18 protein-coding genes are annotated in these 15,734 nt (G+C 42.8%); 2 read left to right on the top strand and 16 right to left on the bottom strand.

The window, feature by feature from the left end; all coding sequences use genetic code 11:
• Positions 1-228: 228 nt before the first annotated feature.
• Complete coding sequence (locus BLV00_RS02740) at positions 229-1,044, top strand: histidinol-phosphatase HisJ family protein (protein WP_093042174.1); 816 nt, start codon at positions 229-231, stop codon at positions 1,042-1,044.
• Positions 1,045-1,092: 48 nt separating this feature from the next.
• Here BLV00_RS02740 and serA read toward each other — a convergent pair whose 3' ends face one another.
• From serA to BLV00_RS02700, 8 genes are all read right to left on the bottom strand, one after another.
• Positions 1,093-2,679, bottom strand: a complete 1,587-nt coding sequence (gene serA / locus BLV00_RS02735) for a phosphoglycerate dehydrogenase (protein ID WP_093042708.1) — start codon at positions 2,677-2,679, stop codon at positions 1,093-1,095.
• Positions 2,680-3,016: 337 nt separating this feature from the next.
• Complete coding sequence (gene rpsR / locus BLV00_RS02730; RefSeq protein ID WP_028784459.1) at positions 3,017-3,244, bottom strand: 30S ribosomal protein S18; 228 nt, start codon at positions 3,242-3,244, stop codon at positions 3,017-3,019.
• A 24-nt stretch (positions 3,245-3,268) separates the two neighbouring features.
• A complete protein-coding gene (gene ssb / locus BLV00_RS02725; protein WP_093042172.1) occupies positions 3,269-3,781 on the bottom strand; it encodes a single-stranded DNA-binding protein in 513 nt (170 codons plus the stop codon).
• 12 nt (positions 3,782-3,793) lie between these two features.
• Positions 3,794-4,084 carry a 30S ribosomal protein S6 gene (gene rpsF, locus BLV00_RS02720; protein ID WP_093042170.1) on the bottom strand — a complete coding sequence of 97 codons (291 nt, stop codon included), beginning with the start codon at positions 4,082-4,084 and terminating at the stop codon, positions 3,794-3,796.
• A 145-nt stretch (positions 4,085-4,229) separates the two neighbouring features.
• Entirely contained in the window at positions 4,230-5,330 is a 1,101-nt protein-coding gene (ychF, locus tag BLV00_RS02715) for a redox-regulated ATPase YchF (RefSeq protein WP_093042168.1), read from the bottom strand.
• 182 nt (positions 5,331-5,512) lie between these two features.
• A complete protein-coding gene (locus tag BLV00_RS02710; RefSeq protein WP_093042166.1) occupies positions 5,513-5,713 on the bottom strand; it encodes a DUF951 domain-containing protein in 201 nt (66 codons plus the stop codon).
• 21 nt (positions 5,714-5,734) lie between these two features.
• Complete coding sequence (locus tag BLV00_RS02705) at positions 5,735-6,571, bottom strand: mechanosensitive ion channel family protein (RefSeq protein ID WP_093042706.1); 837 nt, start codon at positions 6,569-6,571, stop codon at positions 5,735-5,737.
• Positions 6,572-6,658: 87 nt separating this feature from the next.
• Positions 6,659-7,681, bottom strand: coding sequence for a YkvI family membrane protein (locus BLV00_RS02700; RefSeq protein ID WP_093042164.1), 1,023 nt, complete (start codon positions 7,679-7,681; stop codon positions 6,659-6,661).
• A gap of 95 nt (positions 7,682-7,776) precedes the next feature.
• Here BLV00_RS02700 and yyaC point away from each other — a divergent pair, with 95 nt between their 5' ends.
• Positions 7,777-8,376 carry a spore protease YyaC gene (gene yyaC, locus BLV00_RS02695; RefSeq protein WP_093042162.1) on the top strand — a complete coding sequence of 200 codons (600 nt, stop codon included), beginning with the start codon at positions 7,777-7,779 and terminating at the stop codon, positions 8,374-8,376.
• Between the two features lie 84 nt (positions 8,377-8,460).
• Here the strand turns inward: yyaC and BLV00_RS02690 are convergent, their stop codons facing one another.
• The 8 genes from BLV00_RS02690 to BLV00_RS02655 all read right to left on the bottom strand — a co-directional run bounded on the left by BLV00_RS02690 (position 8,461) and on the right by BLV00_RS02655 (position 15,603).
• Positions 8,461-9,417, bottom strand: coding sequence for a phosphotransferase enzyme family protein (locus BLV00_RS02690; protein WP_281242974.1), 957 nt, complete (start codon positions 9,415-9,417; stop codon positions 8,461-8,463).
• A gap of 177 nt (positions 9,418-9,594) precedes the next feature.
• Positions 9,595-10,299 (bottom strand): DUF554 domain-containing protein, encoded by a 705-nt coding sequence (locus BLV00_RS02685; protein WP_093042158.1) that lies wholly within the window; start codon positions 10,297-10,299, stop codon positions 9,595-9,597.
• 2 nt (positions 10,300-10,301) lie between these two features.
• Positions 10,302-11,438, bottom strand: coding sequence for an aminotransferase class V-fold PLP-dependent enzyme (locus BLV00_RS02680; RefSeq protein WP_093042156.1), 1,137 nt, complete (start codon positions 11,436-11,438; stop codon positions 10,302-10,304).
• A 60-nt stretch (positions 11,439-11,498) separates the two neighbouring features.
• Positions 11,499-12,350: a ParB/RepB/Spo0J family partition protein gene (locus BLV00_RS02675; RefSeq protein ID WP_093042154.1), complete on the bottom strand. Its 852-nt coding sequence runs from the start codon at positions 12,348-12,350 to the stop codon at positions 11,499-11,501.
• Positions 12,331-13,104, bottom strand: coding sequence for a ParA family protein (locus BLV00_RS02670; protein WP_093042152.1), 774 nt, complete (start codon positions 13,102-13,104; stop codon positions 12,331-12,333). The genes BLV00_RS02675 and BLV00_RS02670 overlap by 20 nt, the downstream gene beginning before the upstream one ends.
• 275 nt (positions 13,105-13,379) lie before the next feature.
• Entirely contained in the window at positions 13,380-14,258 is an 879-nt protein-coding gene (noc, locus tag BLV00_RS02665) for a nucleoid occlusion protein (protein WP_093042150.1), read from the bottom strand.
• 291 nt (positions 14,259-14,549) lie between these two features.
• Entirely contained in the window at positions 14,550-15,239 is a 690-nt protein-coding gene (locus tag BLV00_RS02660) for an LrgB family protein (RefSeq protein WP_093042148.1), read from the bottom strand.
• Positions 15,232-15,603 (bottom strand): CidA/LrgA family protein, encoded by a 372-nt coding sequence (locus tag BLV00_RS02655; protein WP_093042146.1) that lies wholly within the window; start codon positions 15,601-15,603, stop codon positions 15,232-15,234. The genes BLV00_RS02660 and BLV00_RS02655 overlap by 8 nt, the downstream gene beginning before the upstream one ends.
• Positions 15,604-15,734: the final 131 nt, after the last annotated feature.

The following is a 15,734-nucleotide window of genomic DNA, read 5'->3' as shown; positions in this document are numbered from 1 at the left end:
ACTCCATTCTCTCTCTACAAACAGTTATATTCTATATCTTTTGATGTACATCCCTATGATCAAAGTACCCTTTCATTCTAACACGTTTCTTCTTGTTACAATAACTAAATACACAATTGCACAGCAGCTTGCCTTTCTGTTTAAGCCTGAAGCTACTTCCCATTGCCTTTGCTGTGAATTTAATAGTTTGATAAGATTAGTCCAACCCAAACTCAGAGGAGGAGAACCATGCGGACAGATTATCATGTACATATGCATGAGACAGGCGATTTTTCAACGGAGTATTTAAAAGAATATCTTGCTAAAGCTCAAAAAGAGGGAATTGAGGAATTAGGAATATCCGAACATGCTTATTTCTTTAATGAAACGAAGAATATTATTTCCAACCCCTGGATCGATAACCGGCGCGGCCTTGATTTCAAAGAGTATCAGGCTTTATTCGACAAGGCGAAAGATGAGGGACTCTCTGTGAAAATGGGAATTGAGATGGATTATACGCCAGGTAAAGAAGCTGAAATGAAAGCATTCATTGACGCTCATCCTTTTGATTATGTCATTGGTTCTGTCCATTGGATTGGCGATTGGGGAATCGACCTGGCTACTTTCCGTGAAGAATACGAAAGACGGGATATCAAAGAAGCATATCGTCAATATTTCGACCAGGTCGTCACGCTTGCTGAATCGAAATTATTTGATTTTGTTGGCCATATCGACTTAATTAAAATATTTTCTTATTGGCCGGACGATAAAGACTTCCTGCACGCACAATATGACCGGGCAGTTAAGGCACTCGCAGAGTCAGGAACCTGTATAGAAATAAGTACAGCCGGCCTTAGAAAGCCTGTGGGAGAAATTTACCCGGACCCTGTATTATTGAAAAAATGCTATGAAGCCGGAGTAGGTATCGTTTTATGCTCGGATGCTCATAAACCGGATCATATCGGCTATAAATATGACGAATCTATCGAACTGGCACGCTGGGCCGGTTATGATGAAATCCACGTATTTTCTCAGCGTTCTTCTAAAACTGTTCCATTAGACTAAAAAATACCCACCAAAGGAGGAGAAGGTGTCCTCCTAGGTGGGTATTTTTTATAATTGTAAACTATGGACTTGGCGAACTTCCTCCATTTGGCTGATTTTATTGGTACAAGCCTCCTCGAGCGGCTTATCGACAGTCAAAACCATGACCGCGTGTCCGCCAAGGTCTGTACGTCCAACCTGCATGGTTGCTATATTAATATCATCTTCAGCTAATAAATTACCGACTTTACCAATGGCCCCTGGCTTATCATGGTGGCGTATGACTACAAGGTTACCCGCAGGCAGTACATCGACAGAATATTGGTCAAGCTTTACAATCCGAGGTCCAAGCCCGTTCAATAACGTCCCAGAAACTGACCTTGTCTCTTCATTTGTCTGGATCTCTACGGTAATCAAGTTAGTGAATCCACGGGAGTGGGTAGTCTTTTGTTCATTTATGATAATTCCTCGTTCATCAGCTGCCATAAATGCATTAACTTCATTGATCCGTGATCCCAGATGAAGTCGTAGAATTCCCTTCACCGTATTTCTTGTCAATGGATTGGTTTGGTGGTCTACCAATTCACCGGCATAATAAATGTTGATTTTCTCTAATACTCCCCTGGTCAAGCGTGATATAAATTGACCCAGCTTTTCTGACAAAGTGAAATATGGAGCCAGTTGATCCATCACTTCTTCCGAAACAGAGGCGATATTCACCGGATTACGAGCATTACCATCACGCAGAATATGAACGATATCCTTACTGACGTCAACAGCGACATTTTCCTGAGCTTCAATCGTACTGGCACCTAAATGAGGCGTAGCAATGACTTCATCCAATTCCAGCAGCTTATGTCCGATTGCTGGTTCTTCTTCGAATACATCCAGAGCAGCACCTGCAATCTGCTTTTCTACAAGTGCATCATAAAGGGCGTCTTCGTCGATGATACCGCCGCGGGAACAGTTAATAATTCTAGCTGAAGGCTTCATCAGCTGGAAGGCCTCCCGGTTGATCATATGTCTTGTTTCTTCCATCAAAGGTGTATGGAGCGTGATAAAGTCAGCAGTTTTTAGGACATCTTCTACACTGCCGTAATCGACACCCATTTTTTCAGCTTTTTCTTTCGTCAGGAAGGGATCATAGGCGATGACATTCATACGCTGGCCTTTCGCACGGCGGGCTACCTCCGCTCCAATCCTGCCAAGACCGATGATACCAAGGGTCTTATCTTTCAGCTCGACCCCAATCATCGCTTTTCGTTCCCATTTATCTTTACGTAACAGGTTGTAGGCCTGAGGAATATTTCGAGCTAAAGACATAAGCATTGCCATCGTATGTTCAGCAGCAGAGATGGTATTGCCATCTGGAGCATTGACGACAATCACTCCATGTTCGGTTGCTGCATCCAAATCGATATTATCCACCCCGACGCCTGCACGGCCGATCACTTTCAAATTAGGCGCCGCTTCGACAATTTCCCGGGAAATGCGTGTTTGACTTCGGACAATCAAAGCGTCCACCTTGTTCACTTTTTCCAAAAGTTCTTCCTGCTGCATCCCCGGGGTATTGATGACCTCGATATCCTCTGCATTCTTCAATGGTGTGAGGCCCTCTTCACTTAGGGGATCACAAATCAACACACGAAAACTCATTAGCCTGTCTCCTTTCATACCTGTACCGAATTTCCCTTCAGTAATTTCCATCACTAAAGTGAATAATATTTTCTATCCTATCAAACCCTCCCTATTTGTCAATCTATTCAAACAACTCCTTCCTATTTCTAAGCGCTTTCATTGTTTTCATTGCTACATTTTACTTTTTATTTTAAAAATAACCTACCAGTGCTCTTGGCGATAGTATCAATTTCATAAGAGACTTATTCAATTAAAAGGAGCTTTAACTGTAAAAGGAACAATAAGATTTTAACTGAGGCTAAAATAAAAAACCTCTGACGGAAGGATGGATCCTTCGGTCAGAGGTTTTGGATGTTTACTCGGTTACGTATGGCAATAGAGCCATCGTACGAGCACGCTTGATTGCTTTTGTCAATTTACGTTGATACTTAGCAGAAGTTCCAGTTACACGGCGAGGAAGAATTTTTCCACGCTCAGAAACGAAACGTCTTAGCAAGTCAACATCTTTATAATCGATGTGTGTAATTCCGTTCGATGTGAAGAAACACACTTTTCTGCGCTTTGCGCGACCGCGACGTGCCATGTGACATTCCCTCCTTACTTGATTTTAGAATGGTAGATCATCGTCTGATATATCTATTGGTTCCCCATTATCTGCGAATGGGTCATCATTTCGGTTGTTATTGTTGTTATTGTTGTTATTGTTGTTTTGGTTGTTTTGGTTTGCACCAAAGTCATTTTGACGAGGATTCTGATTTTGCTGGAATCCAGATGAACCTTGTCCTCCTCCTTGAGAAGAACCTTTGGTTTCCAGGAACTGTACGCTGTCTGCCACAACTTCTGTGACAAATACACGCTTTCCTTCCTGGTTTTCAAAACTCCGGGATTGCAATCTTCCATCGACACCTACGAGGCTTCCTTTGTTCATGAAGTTCGCGAGGTTCTCGGCAGCACGTCTCCAAACGACACAGTTGATGAAGTCAGCGTCCCGATCACCTTGCTGGTTGGAAAAAGGACGATTGACCGCGATGGTGAAGTTGGCAACTGCCACCCCGTTTGGTGTATAGCGTAGGTCCGGATCCCTCGTTAATCTGCCGACTAATACGACACGATTTAACATCAGAATCACTCCTTATTGATCATCTTCGCGTACAGCAATATGACGGATAATATCATCAGAGAACTTCGCTTGACGATCGAACTCATTGATAGCGTCACGATCACCTTTGAAGTTGATGGTTACATAGATACCGTCACGGTAGTCGTTGATTTCATAAGCAAGACGACGCTTGCCCATCTCTTCAACTTTTTCAACCTCCGCGCCATTATCAGAAAGGATACCGTTAAAACGCTCAACTAGTGATGTTTTAGCTTCCTCCTCGATGTTTGGGCGGATGATGTACATGATTTCATAATTTCTCATCCGTTTTCACCTCCTTGTGGACTTAGCGGCTCCTTCACTTGAAAGGAGCAAGGAGTAATTTATCGTTAATTACTCACAATGTTGTATTATACCAAACGTTCTTTCAAAAAACAACAGTATTTAACGTGGGAAACGGAATCTACGCTTATACATTGAAACGGAAATGGATGACATCGCCATCTTTGACGGGATATTCTTTCCCTTCGAGACGGACTTTTCCTTTTTCACGAGCAGCTCCCATGGATCCTGCTTCAACAAGATCTTTGTAGGATACGGTCTCTGCCCGGATGAAACCTCGCTCAAAATCAGTATGAATGATTCCGGCTGCTTGGGGTGCTTTCATCCCAAGGGTAAATGTCCACGCCCGTACCTCTTGCTCACCAGCTGTGAAATAGGTTGCCAGCCCAAGTAAATTGTAGGTGGCCTTGATCAATTGGTCCAAACCGGATTCAGCAATTCCCAGATCATCAAGGAATTCCTGTTTTTCTTCGCCATCAAGCTCAGCAATCTCGGATTCTATTTTTGCACAGATAACGATTACTTCTGCATTTTCATTAGCAGCATATTCGCGGATTTTTTCTACTTGAGGGTTGTCTGCATCGGTGCCGATTTCGTCTTCACTGACATTGGCCACATATAGGATAGGCTTGATGGTCAGTAGATGAAGACCTTTAACGATCTTCAATTGCTCGTCTGTAAAATCGACTGCCCGGGCTGGCTGTTCCTCTTCAAATGCGTCTTTCAATTTAGATAGTACATCATATTCTGCTACCGCTTCTTTATCTTTTTGACGGGCCATCTTGGCAACACGGTCCATACGTTTCGAAACGGTTTCTAAATCAGCGAGGATCAGTTCTAAATTGATTGTTTCGATGTCACTGATTGGATCAACCTGTCCGGAAACGTGCGTAATATTCTCATCCTGAAAGGCACGCACGACGTGACAGATGGCATCTACCTGGCGAATATGGGAAAGAAATTGGTTCCCTAACCCTTCGCCTTTACTCGCACCTTTGACAATACCTGCGATATCCGTGAATTCAAAAGCTGTCGGTATGGTTTTTTTCGGTTTGACCAGTTCAGTAAGTTTATCAAGACGAGCGTCAGGTACCTCCACGATGCCGACATTCGGATCTATAGTACAAAACGGGTAATTGGCAGACTCTGCGCCTGCTTGTGTAATTGCGTTAAACAATGTAGATTTGCCTACGTTGGGCAGACCTACGATTCCAGCTGTTAATGCCATAAAAGACTTTCACTCCTTAAGGGTTTGCGTACATGTACGTTAGTCATCCCAATTATAAGTTACTGCCTGTCTAAAACACAAGTGGCATAAAAATAGAAAACAAGGGTGATGACAACCCTTGTTTTTTAAAAATCATCGCTTGATAATGTAAATTTTCGAAACAGTTCACTATCCACTTTCCTTTATTCGGTATCCGCTCTTTCCAATACACGTTTCATCTTCGTTTCAAAACGGCGGCGGGGGAGTAAGGCGCTATGGTCGCAGCCCATGCATTTGATCCGGATATCAGCACCCATTCGGATGATTTTCCAGCGATTCTCCCCACATGGATGGGGTTTTTTCATCTCAACAACATCATTCAATTGAAAATCTTTCTTAGCCATGGCCCTTCTTCCTCCATTCCATTATACGTTTTGTTCTGATTCAGCTTCATGCCTGGAATACATGACAAGTCTTGGGAAAGGTATTTCAATTCCCTTATCATCCAATCGATTTTTGATTTCTTTTCTAAGCGCACGGCCTACAGCCCAATGTTCCATCGGGTATGTTTCCGCAATCACCCTCATCTGCACATCAGATGCTGCTAAATTTTGAATACCTAGCAATTCTGGTGTTGTAATCATCATTTCATATTTATCAGGCAGCTCTTCCAAGAGTTCAGCGATCACTTTTTCTGCCTGGTCGATATCCTCTTCGTAAGCGATGCTGACATCCACCACTGCTATACTATTATGAATGGAATAGTTTGTCACCTGGGTAATAGCTCCATTAGGTATAATATGAAGCTCTCCTGTCCAGCTTTTTATTTTGGAAGTACGAAGTCCGATTTCTTCTACAAATCCTTCTATGCCGGAAATTCGCACAAAGTCGCCGACAGAAAATTGATCTTCGAATATGATGAAGAAACCGGTGATGACATCTCGCACAAGGTTTTGAGCGCCAAAACCAATAGCGAGCCCGGCAACCCCGGCCCCTGCAAGTAAGGCGCCGATATTGAATCCAAATGTCTCCAGTATCATCATAAGCGCATATAAATAGACGATATAGGTCAATGTGTTTTCTACCAGTTTGACAAGGGTCGCTTCCCTCCTTTTAGGGATACTGAAAGGTCCCCGTCTCTTTTCACTAAAATATTTAAGGACAATTTTTTTAGCAACTTTTATAATCGTCAAGGAAACGACTACAATCATGATAATCCGGAACAAACCTTTAGCCATGGTTATCCAGACATCTGGCTGCATGATATAGTCCTGTAGTGCTTCCCATTGCTCTATAAAAAATTCCACAGCGAACCTCCTGCATCTAAAAAACTTTTGTTAGTTAAATAATCATGTCTCCATTTTATAGCGATTTACGATCGGATACAACAAAAGTGATGACAGGACATACAAATTTAAAACCCCATAGAGAGGGTATAAGTATTCAATCAAAGTAGAGAATCCAAAAGACGTGAATGGAAGCATGAAAGCGACAGCCATCATTGCAAGGATCCATAATGGGACATCAAGTAACCTCCGGAATCTCGTAATCAACCCGAACACGCCCGACGCCGCAGTGGTAAAGATAGCAATCCACAGCAAAGCGGACATGAATAACAGCATCTCAAAGGGATAGCCTTTTAAAATAGCAAATAAGGGGATTTCATACAATAAAATTTCTTCTGATATTTGAAGCAGACTATTGTTATACAAATAAGAAATCGATCCAAGTACCACTCCACTGCCGATGCTGGCGACCCAAATCTCATTTTTTTCCTGCATCTGATTGCCGATAGCCCCTAGTACCGCAATAAGTGGCAAGATATTCAAAGCTGTAAACGGAAAGGCTGCCATCCAATTGCTCGTCTCATGGAGATGGGAAAACAGCGTCAATTTCTGATCAATTGTGAATAATAACAATACGAGGAACAAACCGATTATCAGAAGTGGAAGAATGAAGCTGTTGATGGAAACGATGCCTTTGACATCCCAAATGAAAATTAAAATAAGTGGAATGACAATGGCCAGTACACCAAACCGGTAGGAAAAATGGAAAGCCTGCCAGGTAGCTCCACTTCCCGCAAGCATTACCACGGTAGTTGTAAATAGATAAAGGATGATCATCCAATCATAAATTCCGGTAAGATGTTTCCCTACGATCACCCGAAGAACAGGTAAATAGTGGCTCGACTTCTTTTCATAACTGATAGATAAAATCACATAGCAGCAAATTGTAAACAGAATAGAAAACAATACAATGGCCAGTCCACTTTCATGACCAAAAAATTGCCAAAGTTCACGACCGGAAGCATACCCCGCCCCTATCATTGTTCCAATGATCAAAAACATCCACTTGCCGCCTGATTTCCACATATAGTCGCTCCTCCACATTCTAAGTTTTTGTGTGTATGTATAGAAAAGTAAAAACTTTTATATACTAATACCAATATGTATTTGGAGGAAAAGCTATGAATCTTCGGGAAAGGTTTTTACATAAAGAAACACGCCATCTTTATTCAGATCCTTTAGTTGTGCCGGAAATGAGTGAGCGCCTGTTGGATCTCCTTCCTCAGGAGAGAAAAATGGTTGTGGTCTGTATCGGAACGGACCGTTCTACCGGAGACTCCTTCGGTCCCCTTGCAGGGTCGATGATTACCGACCAGAATCCGAAGCATTTTTCCGTATATGGCACGCTGGCTAACCCCGTACATGCCTTGAATCTCAAAGATACTATACAAGAGATCCATAGCAGTTATACCCGTCCATTTATCATTGCGATAGATGCTTGTCTTGGAAAGAACTCTTCCATCGGGATTATTTCGGTTTCAAAGGGCGCTTTGGCACCTGGAGCGGCTATGAAAAAAGACCTTCCTAAAGTTGGAGATATTTCTATCAGCGGTATTGTCAATGTGGGAGGATTCATGGAATACTTTGTCCTCCAAAACACCAGGCTTCATACTGTCATCGAGATGGCCTCCCAGGTTTCCCAAGCCTTTCACCGGGTGGACCTAGAACTGCAGCTGCGGGACAAAAAAAAGCCCGCCTTTCGTAATATTTCCACGAACTAATCGTAAAAATCACCCGGAAATCTATGTGTCCGGGTGATTTTTTATGAGGAAATTCTCCACCATAGTTGAATTAAATCCTTATGTTTACTCGCTCTTGAGCTGTTCTATAATATTTTTATAGGGAAGCATTACCATCAGTTCATCACGAATAATCCGCTCACGTATTTGTTCAACCAATTGCTGCTGTTCCTTATTTATCGATGCCATATCCCATTTTTTATGAAACACGGTATAGAGTTCAAAATCGCGAAGTTTCAAAAACAACGGAATTTTTGTAATCCATTCCGCCTCTATTTGATGCTCCTTTTGAAAGCCTTTCAGGAAATGGTATAGAAATACTTCGCCAAACCCGGATCGAACCTCTAAACTTTCATTTCTATACTTCCACCAGGTTGAGTAATAAAGAGGGATAGCAATATCACTAATATACCAATGGTACTTACTGTCATCGAAATCAAACACATGGATTTCGCCTTCGTTGTAAAAGAAGTTCCCTGGATGGATATCCGAATGGATGAGACCGAAGTTTGCCAGGTTCTCCGGCAAAGCTTTTATTTCTTTGATAAGCTCTATTCCCTTCGTAATAATTTCTGCATCCCGGGTACGATTCAGGTAAACCTCAAAGTCTAGTAAATCATCTTGATCCCATTGGTCTCTTCTCCCACTGTCCAGGACGAAACCTTTGGTGACACGGTGCATTTTCCCTACAGTTTCTCCCCAAGTCTCAAACAATGCCGGCTTAAATAGATCCCCATCTACTTTCACCATTCTGCCTGGTGCTTTATCAAATAAACAGACAAAAAAAGAAGTTTCACCTGTCTTGATTTCTTCCATAAGACTTCCTGACATTGACTCATGAACCAACGAAACATTCACTTCATTATCATGTAGAAAATTGATCCACTGCAATTCTCCCTTTAATTCAGATTTACTGCGGTGAGAGGAATGGGTCAAACGTAATATATATGGGGTTCCATCTTTGTAGACTTCAAAAACATAGTTTTCAAAACCCCCAAGATTTTGTGTTTTTGTGGGATCAATCCCATATTTCCCAGCCGCCTTTGCGAGTAAGTCATCCGTAAATAATTCTTGAATCCATCGCTCTACCTAAACACCTCTTCCTTGTCTTAACAGCTAATATTTATTGTTAAGCTATTTCTCTTCCTACCTCTTTATTACGAAAGAATGATTAGTGGAGTGATAAATGTATGGATTTGCTTAAAAAAGCTTAGAGATATAGAGAATGAACCCGACTGTCAATAACGCTGGTAACAGGTTTGCGACGCGTATTTTTGTTAAGTTCAACAGATTCAATCCGATCGCCACAATCATCAGCCCACCCGTCGCTGTCATTTCAACGATGAAAGCATCAAGCATTTCTTGAGGAATCCACCTGTTGATTTGGGTAGCTGACAATGCGATGCCACCCTGGTACAACACAACGGGAACAACAGAAAAGACCACCCCAAAGCCCAGGGTTGTTGTCAACACAAGTGCGACAAACCCATCGATGATCGCTTTTGTAACCAATACTTCATGATCGCCGCGCAATCCCCCGTCTAAAGCTCCGATGACGGACATAGCACCAATGACAAAAATCAGGGAAGCTGTAATAAAACCTTGAGCCACAGTAGAGGTTGATCCTGGTTTTGCCACCTTACTCTCAATCCATTTACCTAGGTTTTCCAGCTTCGTTTCTAAATGTGTTCCTTCCCCTATGATTGCGCCTGAAAGCAGGCTCAACAATACAACGACTATGTTCTCTGTTTGAAAACCCATTTGCAGCCCAATCAGAATGACGGCTAATCCGATTCCTTGCATAATCGTTTCTTTATAACGTTCCGGTATTTTGGTGAAAAATAATCCTAGTAACGTGCCTGCTATGATACATATCCCATTTACGATTGTTCCATATAATACCATAACTACATCTCCATATACCCAATTCTTATTTCTTCAATTGCCTGGACAAAACGGTCGATTTCTTCTTCCGTATTGTAGGGACCGATGCTTGCCCTGACTGCGCCTTGTTCAGTTGTATCATAGTACTGGTGAGAGGTCGGACTGCAATGCAACCCTGCCCGAACTGCAATCTGGTAGTGAGAGTCAAGGACCATAGCGATTTCCTGGGAGGAAATATCTCCAATATTAAAGGAAACCACAGGCATCCGCTCCACTTCCGGTCCAGGTCCATAAACCATGACATCCTTTATCTCAAGCAGTCCATGCATCAATTTTTGTGTCAGATAAGTTTCACGTGAAACAAGTCCGTTCAATTCTTCCAGTGCGGCCTTCCAGCCAGCTATCCCGGGAGTGTTCAGTGTGCCACTTTCATATTTTTCAGGCCAATGATCCGGCTGTTTCGGAAGTTCTGAAAAACTCCCTGTCCCACCGTACAAGAGCGGTTCTAATTCTACTTCTCCTTCTACCAGCAATGCTCCAGTACCCTGAGGTCCAAGCAGCCTTTTATGTCCTGGAAATGCCAGCATGTCTATGCCCAGTTCTTTCATATGTATCGGAAAATGGCCCGCCGTCTGAGAAGCATCCACAAGGACTTTACTAGCCGTCCCTTTGATGATTTCAATCATCGATTTCAACGGGGCTATTTCACCCGTAATATTAGAAGCATGGGACACAATGACCAGCTTGGTCTCAGGGCGCATGGACGCATACAAGCCTTCAATCAACTTTTCAGAACTCCCACTTAAATAAGTGACCTCGATTCTTTTCTGATCTTTCAAGTATTCCAATGGACGCCGTACCGAATTATGTTCAAACATCGTCGTAATTACATGATCCCCTTCCATTAATGGAAAGCCCTGGATCGCCTGGTTTAATGCTGTCGTGGCATTAGGGAAGAATATAACCTTTCTAGGATCGCTTGCCCCAAACCGTTGAGCTAAAAGCTTTCTAGTTGTCTGAATGGTATTCGCAGCACGATCAGCTAACGCATGAGTGCCACGACCCGGGTTGGCTCCGTACTCGTTCACAGCTTCCATCATTGCCTCTGCAACAGCTGAAGGCTTTGGGAAGGAGGACGCTGCCTGATCCAAATAAATCATTTGTCTACCTCCTGATAAAAAAACCTGGTTAAGTGAGTGGGTTAACCAGGTTATTGCTATTTATTTAGTTTCAAACATTCCTAATATCCGGTTCAAATCATCATCCGTGAAAAATTCTATTTCAATTTTACCTTTCCGTTTTCCGCGGTGAATGGACACGCCAGTCCCTAATTGATCGCGTAATGCTGCTTCCTGTTCTTGCAGAAAAATATCTTTTTGCTTATGGCTGCGATCTTTTTCTTTCTTTTTTTGACTGTTATCATTCAATTGAGTGATCAACAATTCTACTTGCCTGACATTCATGATATCTGCCTGGATTTTTTCAGCGATAGGGACTAACTTTTCCTTATCCTTCAATCCCAGTAAAGCCCGTCCATGCCCCATGGATAACTTTCCTTCGTTGATCCATGCGATGATCGGCTCTGGCAGGCTCAATAACCGGACCAAATTTGCGATATGGGAACGACTTTTACCCAGCCGCTTCGCCAATGTCTCCTGGGTTATTCCTAACTCATTGATCAGTTGCTTATATGCCTCTGCTTCCTCAATCGGCGACAAATCTTCTCGTTGTAAATTCTCCAATAATGCCAACTCCATCATTTGTTCATCTGTCAATTCCCTGATGACAGCGGGCACTTTGTCTAACCCAGCTGCTTTAGCAGCACGGTACCTTCGTTCCCCGACTACAATTTCATATCCTTTGATGCTTTTACGGACAATCAAAGGCTGCAGGATGCCATGTTCTTTGATGGATGCCTGGAGTTCCTGAATGGCCTTCGAATCAAATCTCTTCCGTGGTTGATACGGGTTGGGACGGCATTGCTTGACAGACACTTCCTTGATGCTTTCTTCTTCCCCGTCTCTCACCTCCGTGAAAAACGCGTCGAGCCCTTTACCTAACCCTCTCGCCATTAGCAATCACTTCCTTTGCCAATTCTAAATATACTTCAGCACCGCGAGACTTCGGATCATATAGTATGATAGGTTGTCCATGACTTGGTGCTTCGCTTAAGCGGACGTTACGCGGAATGATAGAACTATATACTTTCTCCTGAAAGTACTTCTTCACTTCTTCAATCACCTGGATGCCAAGATTAGTCCGAGCATCAAGCATGGTGAGCAGAACCCCATCAATCATCAAATCTTTATTCAAATGTTTTTGGACTAACCTCACTGTATTCAATAACTGACTTAACCCTTCTAATGCGTAATACTCGCATTGCACAGGGATGATGACGGAATCGGAAGCGGTCAGGGAGTTTATCGTCAAAAGCCCTAAGGAAGGCGGACAGTCGATAATAATATAGTCATATTCATCTTTCACGTCATCTAAAGCTTGTTTGAGCCGTACCTCCCTCGATATGGTCGGTACCAGTTCAATTTCAGCTCCAGCTAATTGGATGGTTGCAGGAATAACATCGAGATTTTCGACCAAAGTAGAGGTTCGGATATCTTTTGCCTCTTGATCTTCGATTAATATATTGTAAATACATTGATCGACATCTCCTTTATTAACCCCAACTCCACTTGTCGCATTGCCCTGGGGGTCGATATCGACTAAAAGCACCTTATGATTCAGATATGCGAGACACGCACTAAGGTTGACAGCTGTCGTCGTTTTTCCTACGCCACCCTTTTGATTGGCAATGGCGATTGTTCTTCCCATGATGTCACCTACCTACTTCTCGATATATCAAACAACACAGGCCGAAGGATTAATCGCACCTGCTCGTAAAAAAACCTCTGCTGAGTCAACATCTATTCTATCACTTTTTTTTATATTCTGACTTCGAATTTTTAAAATCCATGATCGAGCATTAGAATTCCTTATCATATGAGAGCAACTTCACTCCCCATCATATAGAAAGAGCAATGATCCAGCGATAAAGCTTTTTATTAAAAAATCCCCACCTTTCCAAACAGAAGATGGGAATAAAAAGACTATTTCTGATTTTTCTTCGGTATTTTTATGGTGATCTGATAATAATCATCATGATCCTGTTCATCTGTTTCTAAATTGATTCCAGTATCATTCACCATATTCAACGATTGGCGGATCGTATTCATTGCAATACGGATATCTTTATTGACACCTTTCATCCGTGGCTTTTTCTTCGGTTTCTTCTCTTCTGTTTCTTTTTTGATCCGTTCTTCCGTTTGTTTGACATTCAGTTGTTTTTCAATGATTTCGTGCAGGATTTTTTCTTGCAGTTCAGGATCTTTAACAGCAATCAACGCACGTGCATGGCGTTCTGTTATCTCTTTATCCATGATAGCCTGCTGAACCATTTCAGGGAGCTTGAGTAATCGCATCTTATTGGCAATTGTCGATTGGCTTTTCCCAAGACGTTGAGCTAGTGCTTCCTGTGTCAACTCATGGATTTCAATCAAACGTGCATACGCCGCTGCTTCTTCAATGACTGATAACTCTTCCCGTTGAAGGTTTTCAATCAAAGCAACGGATGCCGTCTCCGCATCATTCATCTCTCTAAGTATCGCAGGGACATCTTCCCAACCTAATGACTGCACAGCTCTCCACCGTCGTTCCCCGGCAATCAATTCATAATTTTCTTCATCCAGACGTCGGACGACGATTGGCTGAATCATGCCATGGGTATGGATGGTCTGTGCCAGTTCAGCTATTTTTTCCGCATTAAAAACAGCCCTTGGCTGATACCGGTTCGGCTGTACACGGTTGACTGGAATATGGACGACCTCATCCGCATGATATTCTTTTTCCTCTAAAGCCTCTGCTTCGGGTTCCGAATCAGAATCTGGTTTATCTCCCAGGCCAAATAAGCGACTGAAAGGATGTAACATGTTCAGACACCACCTTTTTGCGAGCAGCACACTCAAGTATTGGTTCGTTCCACGTGAAACAATGACTGATTATAGAAAAAAACGCTGCAGAATCGGAAGACTGCTGCGCACGAGTATGCCTTTTCATTTCTTTCCCTATTTTATCATAATTATCTATTAAAAAGTATCACCACGAATCATAATTTACAAATTTAATAGCTTGATAGAAATCATTTTAATAAGCGATATAAAAAGCCTGCGTTCTACTTGTTCTTTTCTCTTATGGTAAATTGTATTTCTCTTCATTGCTTATTACAGCAGCAATTCTGTAAGACCCGGAGCGATCATAGAGACGATGACAGCGCTAAGCACCATGGCGATCGTACTGATGGAACCTTCCAGATCATCGCGTTCCATGGAGGTCGCCGTACCGATGGCATGAGAAGCGCTGCCCATACCCACACCTCGCCCAATATAATGGTTGAGATGAAAATAGTGCCAAACAAACGGATGGATCAATACACCCCCAATGCCGGCGATCATGACAAATACCGCGGCCAAAGGCATGGCGCCGCCGGTCGTTTCTGCGATGGCCATGGCGACTGGAGTGGTGACGGATTTGGGAACGATCGAGTTGATAATTAACTCACTGAATCCTGCCCACTTGCTAAGGAGGAGTCCAGAAGTAATACCGACGACAGCACCGATAAACGTTCCAGTCACAACCGGAAGCAGCATTCTTTTTAAAATGTCCCGATACTGATAGAGCGGGTACGCTAATCCTACGACCGCAGGACCAAGTAAATGGTCAATCCACTGGCCACCGATCATGTAGGTTTCATAGGATATTTGAAAGATGAGCAGAATCACGATCGTCACGAGCGTAGAAGAAATGATCGGGACGGTGTAGATATGACGAAACTTTTTATAGACGTTAACGGATCCCCAATATATGAGTATCGTTGCAACAATGACGGCGAGGCCAATAATGACATTACTCATAGGACCCCTCCTTTTTCTGTACCATCATTTGAGCGATGACCCCTGACAATCCCATGACGAGCATCGTGCTTAACATCCCGATGGCAATCAAAAGTATACCTTTTCCTTTGAAAATATAGGCATAGCTGATGACGCCGACGGTTGCCGGAATGAAGAAGAACGGAAGATGGGTGATCATGAATCCTGCTCCTTGTTGTATCCAGCGTTCCGACACTACTTTGAAGGAAAGGAGCACGAAAAGGAGGATGAGACCTATGACACTGCCCGGGATGAACAGATTTAGCACCTTCTGAATTGCTGATCCCAACCAGTACAGGAAGTATAAACCGATGAATTGTACGATGATAGTAACTGCTTTATTCATGATGAACCCTTTCTTTTTATATTTATTCGCTCAGTATATCATCTGGCGGGTGTATCGACTATTCCAGACGCTTTTTTTAATATCTTCCAGATTGATTTTACAGTTAAGCTCCCTTTTGCTGAAGGCTCAGC

Origin of the sequence: Thalassobacillus cyri, assembly GCF_900107755.1 — a bacterium.
Taxonomy (GTDB): Bacteria; Bacillota; Bacilli; order Bacillales; family Halobacillaceae; genus Thalassobacillus; species Thalassobacillus cyri.
The sequence above is the reverse complement of the archived record's forward strand: the minus strand, read 5'-3'. Positions and strand labels throughout refer to the sequence as shown.

Bases quoted from the DNA above. Each gene is read 5' to 3' on its own strand.
- BLV00_RS02740 (WP_093042174.1), top strand. From the start codon at position 229: ATGCGGACAGATTATCATGTACATATGCATGAGACAGGCGATTTTTCA.
- serA (WP_093042708.1), bottom strand. From the start codon at position 2,679: ATGAGTTTTCGTGTGTTGATTTGTGATCCCCTAAGTGAAGAGGGCCTC.
- rpsR (WP_028784459.1), bottom strand. From the start codon at position 3,244: ATGGCACGTCGCGGTCGCGCAAAGCGCAGAAAAGTGTGTTTCTTCACA.
- ssb (WP_093042172.1), bottom strand. From the start codon at position 3,781: ATGTTAAATCGTGTCGTATTAGTCGGCAGATTAACGAGGGATCCGGAC.
- rpsF (WP_093042170.1), bottom strand. From the start codon at position 4,084: ATGAGAAATTATGAAATCATGTACATCATCCGCCCAAACATCGAGGAG.
- ychF (WP_093042168.1), bottom strand. From the start codon at position 5,330: ATGGCATTAACAGCTGGAATCGTAGGTCTGCCCAACGTAGGCAAATCT.
- BLV00_RS02710 (WP_093042166.1), bottom strand. From the start codon at position 5,713: ATGGCTAAGAAAGATTTTCAATTGAATGATGTTGTTGAGATGAAAAAA.
- BLV00_RS02705 (WP_093042706.1), bottom strand. From the start codon at position 6,571: ATGCAGCCAGATGTCTGGATAACCATGGCTAAAGGTTTGTTCCGGATT.
- BLV00_RS02700 (WP_093042164.1), bottom strand. From the start codon at position 7,681: ATGTGGAAATCAGGCGGCAAGTGGATGTTTTTGATCATTGGAACAATG.
- yyaC (WP_093042162.1), top strand. From the start codon at position 7,777: ATGAATCTTCGGGAAAGGTTTTTACATAAAGAAACACGCCATCTTTAT.
- BLV00_RS02685 (WP_093042158.1), bottom strand. From the start codon at position 10,299: ATGGTATTATATGGAACAATCGTAAATGGGATATGTATCATAGCAGGC.
- BLV00_RS02680 (WP_093042156.1), bottom strand. From the start codon at position 11,438: ATGATTTATTTGGATCAGGCAGCGTCCTCCTTCCCAAAGCCTTCAGCT.
- BLV00_RS02675 (WP_093042154.1), bottom strand. From the start codon at position 12,350: ATGGCGAGAGGGTTAGGTAAAGGGCTCGACGCGTTTTTCACGGAGGTG.
- BLV00_RS02670 (WP_093042152.1), bottom strand. From the start codon at position 13,104: ATGGGAAGAACAATCGCCATTGCCAATCAAAAGGGTGGCGTAGGAAAA.
- noc (WP_093042150.1), bottom strand. From the start codon at position 14,258: ATGTTACATCCTTTCAGTCGCTTATTTGGCCTGGGAGATAAACCAGAT.
- BLV00_RS02660 (WP_093042148.1), bottom strand. From the start codon at position 15,239: ATGAGTAATGTCATTATTGGCCTCGCCGTCATTGTTGCAACGATACTC.
- BLV00_RS02655 (WP_093042146.1), bottom strand. From the start codon at position 15,603: ATGAATAAAGCAGTTACTATCATCGTACAATTCATCGGTTTATACTTC.